Origin of the sequence: Streptomyces sp. NBC_01476 (genome assembly GCF_036227265.1) — a bacterium.
Classification (GTDB): Bacteria; Actinomycetota; Actinomycetes; order Streptomycetales; family Streptomycetaceae; genus Actinacidiphila.
In genome coordinates, this window is the sequence record NZ_CP109446.1 from 4,674,670 (window position 1) to 4,688,703 (window position 14,034).

The 14,034-nt window shown below is 67.8% G+C and carries 4 protein-coding genes; 3 read left to right on the forward strand and 1 reads right to left on the reverse strand.

All coding sequences use genetic code 11. The features are described 5' to 3' along the window. Positions 1–269 precede the first annotated feature (269 nt). From OG552_RS20425 to OG552_RS20435, 3 genes are all read left to right on the forward strand, one after another. Positions 270–11,282, forward strand: a complete 11,013-nt coding sequence (locus OG552_RS20425; RefSeq protein ID WP_329134977.1) for a LamG-like jellyroll fold domain-containing protein — start codon at positions 270–272, stop codon at positions 11,280–11,282. 12 nt (positions 11,283–11,294) lie between these two features. Further along, on the forward strand, positions 11,295–11,873 hold the full coding sequence (locus tag OG552_RS20430; RefSeq protein WP_329134979.1) for a hypothetical protein: 579 nt from the start codon (positions 11,295–11,297) through the stop codon (positions 11,871–11,873). A gap of 264 nt (positions 11,874–12,137) precedes the next feature. Next, entirely contained in the window at positions 12,138–12,443 is a 306-nt protein-coding gene (locus OG552_RS20435; protein ID WP_443070983.1) for a transposase, read from the forward strand. A 220-nt stretch (positions 12,444–12,663) separates the two neighbouring features. Here the strand turns inward: OG552_RS20435 and OG552_RS20440 are convergent, their stop codons facing one another. Next, positions 12,664–14,016 (reverse strand): IS4 family transposase, encoded by a 1,353-nt coding sequence (locus OG552_RS20440; protein WP_329134981.1) that lies wholly within the window; start codon positions 14,014–14,016, stop codon positions 12,664–12,666. Positions 14,017–14,034 lie beyond the last annotated feature (18 nt).

Sequence of the window (14,034 nt, forward strand, 5' to 3'; positions counted from 1 at the left end):
CCAAGTTGCCGCCGGCCCACAGGCGGACCGCGAACGTCCCCGCCGCGTTGAAACCTGACGACCGGCAAAGGTCGCCCCAGGAGCGAATCGGACACTCGGGACATGTTGCCGCGCTTCGTCATGTACAGGCAATAAATGTCGACGGAACGGGGGATTGGTCTGGTCAACAGCCGGTCACAACAGGCAGGATCTGCGCGTTTTCTGTGTCGATTCTGTCAGGGGCCTGTGCCGTGCGCGCATCCTTCCGTGGTCGCTCCAAGAGTCGCTCCGTGCGCCGTTCCGCCCTCCGCAGAGGGTGGCTGCGGATCACCGCGATGTTCGCGTTCGTGGCGCTGGCGTTCATGCTGGCGACCGATCAGGCGGCGGCGGACGGGGCGACGTTGCCCGCGCTGTCGATGCCGAGCCTGTCGTCGCTCATGTCGTGGGCGAATCATCCGCCGCACTGGAACGACATACCGCGGCAGCAGGGCGGGACCGCCGCCGGTCGCAGCCATCGGGCGACCGCGGCGTCCACGCGGGCCGCGGGCGGGGCGGGCCACAAGCCGGGCAAGGCGCCCAGCGAGCTGGACGCGTACCAGCCGTATGCCAAGGCGACGCCGTCGGGCCGCAGCGCGCTCGTCGGCGGGTTCTCGGCGAAGACCAGCAAGCGGGACGCTGCCGCGTCGGACGCCACCACCACCGTCTACGACAACGCGGACGGCACGCGGACCCGGCGGGTTTCCCAATCCCCCGTCAACTACCGCGACGGAAAGGGGACATGGCGGCCCATCGACACCAAGGTGCGGCGCGGTTCTGACGGCCGGCTGCACGAGGCGGCCAACTCCGTGGAGGTCGACTTCGCCGCGAAGAGCAGCGACAGCGCACTGGCGTCCTTCCGTCCTGACGCGCAGCACAGGGTCTCGTACGGCCTGCGGGGCGCGGCGAAGGTCACCGGCACCGTGGCGGGCTCCGAGGTCACCTACACCGCCGCCCTCCCGCAGACGGACCTGGTGCTCTCCCCGTCCGCCACGGGTGTCAAGGAGTCCGTGGTCCTGCACTCGGCGCAGGCCGCGAATTCCTGGACGTTCCCGCTGTCGCCGCACGGCCTGACCCCGGTGCAGGTCAAGGACGGGTCGATCGAGCTGCGCGACGCGGCGGGCAAGGTCGCGGTCCGGATTCCGCGTGCTTATGCGTACGACTCCAAGGTCGACCGCCGCTCCGGTGATCCCACCACCACCTATGCCGTCACCTACCGCCTGATCCATGACGGCTCCGGCACCGCACTGCGGGTCACTCTCGACCCGTCCTGGCTGCACGACCCGGCCCGGGTCTTCCCGGTGACCGTCGATCCGACCCTGGTGACACCGCCGGAGATCGTCGACGGCTGGACCACCACCTACGCCGAATCCGGCAACGACGGCGACCACTCCTTCGAGCAGACCGTCAAGGTCGGGTCCTACGACTCCGGCACCCACTCCGCCAACTCCTTCGTGAACCACTGGTACGGCGGCTGGGACGGCTCCGGGGTGACCGTCACCAAGGCGTCGTTGCACCTCTTCGACACCTGGGCGTCGACCTGCACAGCGGAGCGCTTCGATGTCGCGCTGGTCACCAGCGCGTGGACGCCGACCGGTGTGACGACCTACCCCGGTCCGTCGAAGGGCGCCTCGATCGGCAACCTCACCGTCAGCGTCCCGCACGCCTGCGCCAACAACGCCTCCGACCGCAGTGTGGGTGACTGGGTGGAGGTGCCGCTGACCACCGCTTCGATCCAGGGGTGGGTGAACGGCACCACCCCGGACTACGGTCTCGCGGTCTACGCGGACACCACCGACAACCTGCACTGGAAGCAGTTCGGTTCGTTCAGCGACCCCGGCCTGGGTCCGTACATCGACGTCACCTACACCGGCACCACCCCGCCGCAGGTCTACCAGCAGTACCCGAACAACAACGCGGACGCGTACACGACCACGCCGGAGCTGACCGCCTGGTCGGGTGGCGCCAACTCGCAGGCGAACACGACGACCAAGTACGACTTCCAGATCGTCGACAACACTGGCACCAAGGTCGTCGACTCGGGGCTGCTCGCCACCGGTGACTGGACGGTGCCGGCCGGCAAGCTGACATGGGGCCAGACCTACGAGTGGACGGTGCAGTCGTACGACGCGGGCCTGTACTCCGCGGCCACCTGGTACGCGCTGTCGGTCGAGGTGCCGCAGCCGCTGATCACGTCGGGGCTGTCGCAGAACAGCTCCGACCACGGCTTCGACGCTTCGATCGGCAACTACACGACCGACGACACCGACGCGAGTATCTCGGTGGTCGGCCCTGGGCTCGACGTCGACCGGTCCTACAACTCCCGTGACCCGCGCTGGACCGGCGCGTTCGGCACCGGCTGGTCGAGCGTTTTCGACGCGCGCGCCACCGAGCAGTACAACACCGCGGGCGCGATCGTCTCCAACGTCGTCACCTATCCGGACGGGTCCCAGGTCGGCTTCGGCAAGAACGGCGACGGCAGTTACGCCCCGCCCTCCGGGCGCTTCGCGACCTTCAAGGCAGTGACCGGCGGCTATTCGCTGACCGACAAGGACGCGACGGTGTACGCGTTCACGCAGTCACTGGGCTCGGGGGCGTACGGCATCTCGTCGGTGACCGACGCGGACGGGCACGCGCTGACGTTCCTCTGGTCCGGTGGTCACATCACGACGATGACGTCGGTCACTTCCAGTCGTGCGCTGCATCTGACGTGGCAGACCCCGACGGGGGCGAGCGCCGCGCACATCTCCTCGATCGCGACCGACCTGGTCGACTCGGCGGTGCCAACGAGCGCGCAGACGTGGATCTACGGCTACACCGGCGACCAGCTGACCTCGGTCTGCTCGCCGATCTCCACCACGAAGTGCACGACCTACGGGTACACCGCCGGCTCGCAGTACCAGAACGCCTCCCTGGACCTGGGGCCGCACGCGATGTGGCCGATGTCCGAGGCGTCGGGCACGGCGGGCAAGGACGCGGTGCCGGCCAACCAGGGCGCGGACAACCTCGTCTACAGCAACGTCACGTACGGCGCGGCAGGGCCGATGGCCGGCTCCACGGCCACGGCGATCGGGTTCAACGGCAGCAGCTCGTACGCGACGCTGCCGTTCGACATGGGCAACAACACAGACTCCGGCGCGCTGTCGCTGTGGTTCAAGACCTCCGCGGGCCCGGGGGTGCTGTACTCCTACGCCTCGCAGCCCGTCACCGCCGGCGACTCGCCGGGCGCGTACACCCCGGCGGCCTACGTCGGCACGGACGGCAAGCTGAAGGCCGAGTTCTGGAACAGCGGTGGCATAGCCCCGATGTCCACCTCGGCCTCGGTCGCCGACGGCAAGTGGCACCACATGGTGATGTCGGCCGCGGGCAACTCCCAGACGCTCTACCTCGACGGTGCCAAGGTCGGCTCGCTGTCCGGCACGATCGGCATCCAGCCCGGCCTCGCCTTCGGCAAGAACCAGCCGTACAACACCCTCGGCGCGGGCTTCCTCGGCGGCAAGTGGCCGGACGAGCCGAACTCCAGCACCACCGACCCGACCGGCAAGGCGACCTACTTCAACGGTCAGATCGCGGACGCCGCCTGGTACGACCGCCCGCTGGTGGCCGCCGACGTCACCGCCCTGCGGAACTTCGGGACCCACCCCGCCGCCCTGCTCAGCTCGACCATCCGGCCGTCCGGCAAGACCTACCACACGATGACGTACGACCCGGCGACCACCACCTTGACCCAGCTCACCGACGAGAACGGCGGGGTGTGGAAGCTCGGTGCGCCCACCGTCGCCGGCTCCAGCCAGACCTACCGCAGCGCGGTCCTCGGCGGCGCCCCGGCCACGTACTTCCGGCTCGGCGAAGCCGCCGGAGCCTCGGCAGCGGTGGACGAGACGCGCGGCGGCAACGGCACGTACAACGCCGTCACCCTCGGCACGACCGGCCCCTTCAGCGACCAGAAGGCCGCCACCTTCAACGGCACCAGCTCGTACGTGAAGGTCCCGGACACCGTCACCGGTGCCACGGCGGCGTCGGCGGAACTCTGGTTCAAGACCACCCACGGCACGGCGATCCTGCTGAATTCGCAGAGCGCGGCCATCGGTGGCACCGTCAGCTCCACCACGCCGCAACTGTGGATCGGCAGCGACAACAAACTGCACGGCGGCTTCTCCACCACCGCCGGTTCCGTGCAGTTGGGCACGACCGGCACCGTGACCGACGGCAAGTGGCACCACGTCCTGCTCAGCGCCACACCAACAGCCCAGACCCTCTACCTGGACGGGGTCCAGGCCGCGACGAAGACCGGCACGGCCGGGTTGTCCAACGCAGCCCGCAGCACCGCCTATATCGGCGCGGGCACCACCGGCGCCGGCTGGACCGGACTGACCAGCGGCACGGTCGCCTACTTCAACGGGTCCCTCGCCGAAGTGGCGATGTACCGCACGGCGCTCACCGCGCAGGACGCCGAGAGCCACTTCGAGGCGGGTCAGAACTCGACCGGTCTGCTGCCGGTGGAGACGGTGAAAGTCACCTCGCCGCCGCCGTACAGCGCGGTCACGACCTACACGTACGACCTGGACAACAACGAGCGGGAGCTGAGCGAGACCGACGGCCTCGGCTACACCACCAGCTTCGGCTACGACACCGGCGGCTTCGAGCACACGGTCGTCGATCCCAACGGCGCCATGACGGTCACCGGCCACGACGTCCGCGGCAACATCGTGTCGTCCACCACCTGCCAGGACCAGGCCGCGAACCGCTGCTCGACGGAGTACTACACCTACTACCCCGACGACACGACAGCGCAGCTGACCACCGCCGATCCGCGCAACGACGTACTGCTCACCGAGCGGGACGGCCGGTCCGCCTCGGCGACGGATCCTACGTATCTGACGACGCACACGTATGACGCCGACGGTGACGAGACGGCCGTCACGACGCCACCGGTGGCGGGTTTCCCCAACGGGCGCACCGAGAGCACGGTCTACAGCGACGGGACGAGCGCCTACCCGGCGGCGGACAGCGGGACGGTGCCGAAGGGGCTTCCGGTCCGGTCGACGACGCCCGGTGGCGCGGTCAGTTCGATCGCGTACCTGCACACCGGTGATGTCGCCGCCACCACGGACCCGCTGGGTCTGGTGACGTCGTACACGTACGACGGCCTCGGGCAGGTGCTGACCAAAAAGGTCGTCTCCGACACTTATCCGGCCGGTCTGACCACTGCCTACGCCTACGACGCGGCCGGTCAGGTCTACCGGGAGACGGATCCGCCGATCACCGACCGGGCGAGCGGCGCGATCCATCAGGCGGTCTCCACCACGCTCTTCGACGCGGACGGGGACGTCACCTCGCAGACGGTGGCGGACGCCACCGGCGGTGACGCCCCGCGCACCGAAACACAGACGTACGACCAGTACGACCAGGTCTCGACGGACAGCGACGCCAACAAGGCGGCGGGACTGCCGAACGGCAACACCACGACGTACACCTACGACCACTCGGGCAACAAGCTGAGCGAGGTGACGTCGTCCGGGACCACCACCCAGTACACCTATGACGACGACGGCCATCTGCTCACGCAGGGGATCATGTACACCGGGGACCCGGTGAACCCGCAGCCGGCCAAGCTGCTCGTGGAGTCGTCGCGGGCCTACGATCCCGCCGGGCGGCTGGCGTCGATCACCGACGCGATGGGCAACACCACCGCGTACACGTACACCGACAACGGCCTGACCGCGAAGGTCACCAGGACCAGCGCGGACGGCACCGGCAGCAGCGTACTGACCGCGAACACCTTCGACGCGGCGGGCAACGAGCTCAGCGAGACCACCGACAACGGCGCCACGGTCACCAACTTCACCGTCGACGCGGCATCGCGGACCACGACCACCACCGTCGACCCGACCGGGGCCAACCGCACCACGACCGTCTCGTACACGCCCGACGACATGGTCGCCACCGAGACCGACAGCGACACCACCGGCAACCGCACCACCACGGCCAACACCTACGACGCGGCCAGCGACCAGCTCTCCGAGAGCATCTCCGGCGACTCCTCCGGCCACCCGTCCGGGTGGTGGAAGCTCGACCAGACCAGCGGCAGCACGGTCGACGATTCCTCGGGTACCGGCAACACCGGGTCGGTCGGGTCCGGCGTGACGTGGTCGGGCGGGGCCGCCACCTTCAGCGGAACCTCCGGGCCGAACAGCCTCATCGCGACCAACGGTCCCGTACTGGACACGACGGCCTCCTACTCGGTGTCGGCCTGGGTCGACCTCACCGACGCCTCGGCGTTCCGCACGTTCGTCGCCCAGGGAGGCACCAACAGGGCTTCCTTCTACCTCCAGTACAACCCGGGCGCCAACGCCTACCGCTTCCACATCGCCAATTCCGATGTCACCTCGCCGTCCGCTTTCTACGACGCGCAGGCAACCGCTCCGGCGGCGCTGAACACCTGGACCCACCTGGTCGGCGTCTTCGACGCCAGTACGGGTGCGATGCGGTTGTACATCAACGGCGCGCCGGCCGCCTCGGCCACCGATCCCACGCCCTGGACAGGCACCGGGCCGCTGACGATCGGCGGTACCCGGACGGCCGGCGGTGCGACCAGCGACGCGGTGGCCGGATCCGAGTCCAACGTGCAGGTCTACCCGCGGGCGTTGAGCGCCGCCGACATCACCAAGCTCTACGGCAACGGCCGCACCGGCGGAACGGTCGGTTCCTCCACCGCGCAGGTCACCAAGTGGACCTACGACAAGCGTGGTCTGCCGAAGTCGATGACCGACGCGGACGTGCAGACCACGGACTACGACTACGACGAGGCCGGGAACCTGGCGGTCACCACCGCCCCCGCGGTGCAGGTCGAGACCAACGGGGGCACACCGTCGACCCAGCGGCCGGTGACCACCAGCGGGTTCAACACCTACGGCGAGGCGGTCGAGGAGGTCGACCCGAACGGGGCCCAGACCACCACCGTCTACGACCCGAACGGCAACAAGGTCTCCGAGACACTGCCGCCCTACACGCCGGCCGGCTCGTCCACACCGCTGACGGCGACGTCGAGTTGGGAGTACGACAGCGACGGCAACCAGGTCTCCTCCACGACGCCCAAGAACGAGACAACGCACACCCTGTTCGACCAGCTCGGTGACGTCGCGCAGACCACGGCGGCGGACGGTTCGGTCACGCACGCGACTTATGACGCCAACGGCGAGCAACTGTCCATCACCGATGCCAATGGCGCTGTCAGCCAGGCCACTTACGACTACCTCGGCCGGCAGAAGACCTCCACCACACTGGAGCGTTACCCCTCCGCCCGCACCCTGACCACCACCAACTCCTACGCGCCGACCACCGGGAATCCGTACGGGGCGTACCTGTCGTCGACCACCTCCCCGGGCGGGGTCAGCACCACCTACGGGTACAACCGGGTGGGTGAGACCACTTCGGTGACCGACGGCGCCGCCAACACCACGCAGTACAGCTACGACTACCAGGGCGACCTGACCAGGACCACCGAGGCCGACAACACGTACTCCACCACCGAGTACGACGCTTCGGGCCGCCCGGTCTCCAGCGAGCAGTACGACGCGACGGGCAAGCTCCTGATGGGGTCGTCGCAGGTCTACGACGGGGTCGGCAACGTGCTGGCGTCCACCGACGCCAACCAGCACACCACGCACTTCACGTACGACGCGGCCGGCACCGTCACCCAGCAGGTCGAGCCGGTCGACGCGACGCACTCCATCACGACCGGCTTCGGTTACGACGCGTCCGGCAACCAGACGCGGTTCACCGACGGACGTGGCAACTCCTGGTACTACACCTACACGCCGTGGGGCCAGCAGGAGACCGCGCGGGCGCCGGCCACCGCCGATTACAGCTCGGCGGCGGACTCGACCACCACCAACGTCTACGACCTCGACGGGCAACTGGTCTCCAGTACCCAGCCGGGGGGCGTCGCCACGGCGATGAGCTACGACGCGGTCGGCAACCTCAAGACGGCGTCGGGCAGCGGGGCGGACGCGGCGACTGCGACCCGCTCGTTCAGCTACGACGGCGACGGGCAGGTCAAGTCGGCGTCGACCGGCGAGGCCGGCTTGGCGGGCGCCCGTGACCACCAGGCCGCCACCAGCGAGTTCTTCGGCTACGACGACCGGGGCGACCTGCTGTCCGCGTCGGGCTCGGCGGGTTCGTCCAGCTTCACGTACAACGACGACTCCTCGCCGCTGACCCGCACCGACGCAGCCGGCACCACCTCCTACGGCTACGACACCGCGGGCCGACTGTCCACCCTCAACGACGCTTCCTCCGGAACGCAGTTGACCTATGGCTACAACGCGCTGGAGCAGGTCAGCTCCATCAAGTACGGCTCAACCGGCCAGACCCGCACCTACACGTACGACACCGCGCACCGGCTCAAGAGCGACACCCTGGTGCAGGGTGCCAGCACCCTGTCGGGCATCACCTACGGCTACGACAACAACGGGAATCTGACCAGTAAGAACACCGTCGGGGTGGCCGGCGCGTCGAACAACGCGTACACCTACGACCAGTCCGACCGGCTCGCGTCGTGGAACAACGGCGCCACGACCACCAATTACAGCTACGACGCCTCCGGCAACCGCGTTCAGGTCGGCGCCAACGTCTATACCTACGACGCCCGGGACCAGATCACCTCCGACGGCGTCCACTCCTACGCGTACTCCGCGCGGGGCACGATGACGACGGACACCTCCACCGCCGACGGAGCCGTCCACTACACCACTGACGCCTTCGGCAACCAGATCACCGCCGCCGACCACTCGTACACCCTCGACGCCGTCGGCCGGAACATCACCGACAGCGACGCCGCCGACCTGACCAGCCGCACCTTCCAGTACTCCGGTGCCGACAACACCATCGCCTCGGACGGCAACTACACCTACTCCTACGACCCGTCCGGGGGGCTGACCGGCGTCAACGCCGGATCGTCTCCAGGCAGCGGGCTGCTGGCCGTCACCGACGCCCACAACGACGTCGTCGGGACCTTCGCGTCCGGGGCGACGAGCCTGTCCGGGTCAGCGACCTACGACCCCCTGGGCAATGTGACCGCCACCGCCGGCGTGATGGGCCGTCTCGGCTTCCAGTCCGGCTGGACCGAGGCCGACACCGGCAAGGTCGGCACCGACTCCCGCTGGTACAACCCCGCGACCGGCACCTTCATGAACAAGGACTCGGTGTCCTTGAACCCGGTGCCCGACTCGGTGGAGGCCAACCCCTTCGTCTACGTCGACGACAACCCGCTCGACGGCACCGACCCCTCCGGCCACTGGGGCCTCGGCAGCCTCGTCCACAAGGCCACTCACGTCGTCAAGCACGCCGTCCACAAGGCGGTCTCGCACGCGACTGCCTTCGTCTATCACTACACGCCGCCGATCGTGCACAAGGTCGTCAAGGCGGTGAAGCGGAAGGTGCGCAAGGCCGTCAAGCAGGTCAGGGACGTCTACCACGCCACCGTGCGGCGAGCCACCCGGGTCTACCACTACGCGGCACGGAAAGTGAAGCGCGTCTACCACGCGGCCGTCCGCAAGGTCACCACCGCCTACCACGCGGTCAAACGCAAGGCCAAACGGGTGGTGGCCAAGGTCAAGAAGGCCGCCAAGGCCGTCGCGAAGAAGGCCAAGGCAGCCGTCCATACCGTCGCCAGCGCCACCCGCACCGCGTACAAGGCGACGGTGAAGGCGGCGAAGACCGCGGCCACGTACACGAAGAACCACGCGGCTTCGATCACGTCGTTCGTGGTGTCCACGGCGGTCTTTGCCGGCTGTGAGGCGGCCACGGTGGGGGTCGGCTCGATCGGGTGCGCCGCGGTCGCGGGTGCGGCGGGTTCGCTGGTCGAGCAGGGCTTCGCTTGCGCCGATCAGGGTGGTGCGGCGTGCAGTGCCGGGGCGTTCGCCGCTTCCGCGGTGACCGGCGCGGTCGCCGGCGCGGTGGGCGGGGCTCTCGGTTCGCTGGGTGGCAAGGTCCTCGGCAAGCTCGCCCCGAAGGCGTTGGAGGCTGTTGGCGGGCTGTTCGGCAAGGGCGCCACCGAGGCGGCCGAATCCGGCGTCGCGGACGCCACGGACGAAGCCGCCGCCGAGACGGAGGCAGCGGGGGCGCGGTCGGAGAGCGAAGGTTCCGGCTGCAGGACGGGAAGCCCGCACAGCTTCACCGGCAACACCCGCGTTCTGCTGGCCGGGGGCACGTCGAAACCGATCGACGAGGTGAAGGTCGGCGACACGATCGCCAACTCCGTGCCGGGCGAGGCGGGCACGCAGGAGCACAAGGTGACCGCGGTCATCGTCACCAGGACTGACCACGACTTCGTGGACCTGACGGTGAAGGCGCAGGGGGCGGTGCCGGCCGCGGTGTCGGCGCCGGTGAAGGTGTCGGTACGGGGCCGGGCGTCGGCAGCGGCGAAGACCATCGCCAAGGCGGCGGCGAAGAAGGCCGCATACGGGCTGGCGGCGTCCGCGGCGGTCCTCGCCACCCTCGGCGGCGTCCACCACGCCAGCGATCACACGGCCCCGACGGCTGCGGTCTCCTCGGCGGCTGCCGTCCAGACCGGCCACCTGACGACGACGTTCCACCACCCCTTCTACGACGAGACGCGAGCCGCTTTCGTCGACGCCCAGTACCTCCGAACCGGCGACACCCTCCAAACCCCCACCGGCACCGCCCAGATCACCGCCGTCCGCCTCTACCACGCCAACACCACCACCTACGACCTCACCATCGGCGACCTCCACACCTACTATGTGGAAGCTGGCACCACACCGATCCTCGTCCACAACTGCAACGAAGCTATTGCAGCGGGACTGAAGTCTCGTGTCGACGCCCTGCACAAGCTCCTTCCCGAAGGTGCCCAAGGCCGACGGTCCACTGCGATAATTCGCGCGATGGATGGCGACGGCAATATGCATGACGTTGTGGGTTGGAGTGGTACAGCAAAGCGTGGGCTGGACCGGCTGATAAGGGAAGGGCTTCAGGGGGGAGAGGAGATGGCTGACAGGACTGCGGGGGACGCTGAAACCAGCGCATTGGACCACATTCGCAGCAAAAATTGGACACCGGTAGCTGGTGCTGCGAACCGACCTGTCTGCCCCTGGTGCCAGAACTCGCTGTTCGATTCTTTCAGTGACTCGGTTGGCGCCGCGCGATTGGTTGGCCCAAGCGATGGGACGGCCATTCTTGGCAGAATTAGGTCTGCCCCTGGTGGTGGTCGATTGACAGGACAGAGTCAATTCGTCTGGGACTGACAGGAAGTGCCAATGTTTGATCGGGAGTACGCAGCAGGAGCCATCGAAAGCCTCGATTCTCAGCGCCGAGGTCAGGTGGCAACTGCGTGCCTGGCTCGTGTAGCTGGATTGCTGGATGACGACAGAATTGTCGCAGAATTCCGTAGCGTGACGATTCTGGTCCGGGATATTCGGGACTATGCGATTAGCCGCGCAATGGGACATGATGAAGTTGTCCCTGCGGCGCTAAGTCGGGGTATTCGAGACTTTCTTGGCCCAGACGACGACCCAGTCGAGGAGCTTCCCGGATGGGGGGCCTGGGTCATGGATATCGCTTCCTTGGCTGACTACGTATTGCGCACCTGGGGCGCCCCAGAGGCGAGCAGTAAGAATTGCTTTAACGTACTACTTGCTTCTTATTCCATTGCGGGCTTCCTGGAGGATGAAGCCGAAGGATCGGGAGTCATCGGTCTGGCTCATGGGGAATTTCAAAAGCAAATGGAAGACCTATCTGTTGCTCTTCATGATGGAACTTGGGCCAACTTGATCGAGGGATCGCAGATGCTTAGTGAGACTTATCTTCGATGGTTTCAGTTGGTGGAATCGCAGTAGTCGTCTGGGGCGGGCGATGGTCCAGGCCCGGAGGAGTGAGACCCGTGTGAATGCTTCACTCCCGAGCGCGGGCGATCGAGGCGCGCACGTCCGATGGAAAGGTGGCCCTGGTCGTCCGTACAGGACGCCTTGGTGCGCCTTGGTGGCCCACCGCCTCGGACGGCCTCGGATGTGCCGTCCGGTGTCAGTCGGCGAATGGAGTGACCCCCGAAATTCCGACACCTGGGCGCTGGATGATTGGTCATCCAGGGGAAGTGATCCAAGGTGGCAAGGCGGAAGAGCTACCTCGAAGAGTTCAAGCGGGACGCGGTGGACCTGGTGCGCTCCTCGAAGGACCGGACCCTCACCGACATCGCCCACAGCTTGGGCATTCATCTGGAGACTCTGCGCAACTGGGTCCGCGATGACGAAGCTCGGGTCCGAGCGGCGGACGGCGGGGGTGAGGCCGGCATGACCCCTGATGAGAAGGAAGAGCTCAAGCGCTTGAGGCGGGAGAACGCCCGTCTGAAGGAGGACAACGAGATCCTCCGGAAAGCCGCCGCCTATTTCGCGCGGGAGACGACACGGTGATCCGCTTCCGTTTCGTCGATGAGCACCGGAACGCCCACAGGGTGAAGCGGATGTGCGGTAAAGAAGTGCCGGTCCTCACTGCGGACCTTGAACCCCGCGGGTCCTGAGGGAGCTCTTGACGGCAGTAGCTGACGGCAACACGGTTGGGTGGCGGAGTCCCTTCGTCAGCGAGCCCAACCTCTAGATCCAACGCCGTTCAGTTAGGGCGGGCTGGGTGGTGTCAAGGATTGGCTGTGAGCATGTTGATGCTGATGGTGGCTTTGTAGGTGGTCCGGTCGATGGCGGGTCCGCGTGCGTTGTACTTGGAGATCGCTCGTTTGACGATGCGGTCTTTTGTGCGGACCCGCCGCTGGGGCAGGAGCTGGGCCAGGACGTTGCGTCCGATGACTCCGACAAGGTCGATGGCGGTGTCGGCGATGATGCCGGCTGCCAGGACGAGCTGGTCGCGGGCGCAGGACAGTGCGGTGGTGAAGCCGGCCCGGTCCGGATCGGTGCCCGGGACGCTGTCGGTGGCGTCGGTCATCGCGGTCCGCAGTACCTGGTAGGCGGTCAGGAGAGCCCAGACCTCCTGCTCGACCCCGGTCGGGGTGCGGGCCCGCAGGACGCGTCCGCCCAGGATCGTGGTCTTCAGCTCCGCGTAGGTTGTCTCGGTCTCCCAGCGTTCGTGGTAGAGCCGGATGAGCTCACCGGCCGGGTGGGCTGCGGGGTCGGTGAGCGTGGTCAGCAGCCGGTAGTGGCCGGTGCGGGTGCTGTGGGCGGTGCGGATGGTGATCTCGGCGTCGATGACGCGGACGGTCAGCGCACCGATCCGGGCCAGTACCGAGCCGTCGCGGCAGCGGGCCACCGGTGGCAGGTTCCGCCCGGATTTGCAGCGGACCAGCAGTTCGGTGCCGGTGGCGGCCAACTGGTTCAGCAGTGCCGCGGCGGAGAAGTTCCGGTCGCCCAGCAGCAGCATGCCCGCCCGCAGGTGCCCCGCCAGGCGGCGGGTGTATTCCAGTTCACCGGTCGTGGCCGGGCCGAACACGGCCCCGATCACCGACCGGGTCCCGCAGGCCACCAGCGCGACCAGACGCAGTTGCGGGTATCCCGAGATTCCGTTGCCGAGACGCTGCCGGGTGAACACCGCCAGGTTGGCCGGACAGTCCGGGACGGGCAGCAGGGTACCGTCAACCGCCACCACCCTCAGTCCCCGCCACCACCCGGCCGCAGCAGCCGTGGCCGCAGGGCCGCTCACCAGGTCGAACAGTGCTTTCATCGGCGCCTGACCCAGCCGCTGGCGGGCTTGGCGAAGAGCACTGCCGCTGGGCCGGACCAGCGGCAGGTCCGCCAGCCCGGCGCACAGCCGGTCGAAGACCTGCCCGTATCCCAGCCCGGTGAACAGCGCTCCGGCCAGCAGCAGGTACACCGTGACCCGGGCCGGCACCAGCCGGACCCTGGACTGCACCGCACCGGTCTGCGCCAGCACCTCGTCGACCATCTCGAAGGGCACGATCCGGGTCAGCTCACCGATGTGCCCCGGCGCGAACACCCCGGCCGCTACCCCGAACCTCTCTGATATGGCAGCCTGTTCCAACAGCGGAGCTCCTGTAGT

What these genes read in the sequence shown, in the direction of transcription:
- OG552_RS20430 (WP_329134979.1), top strand. Translation starts at nt 11,295, where the DNA reads ATGTTTGATCGGGAGTACGCAGCAGGAGCCATCGAAAGCCTCGATTCT.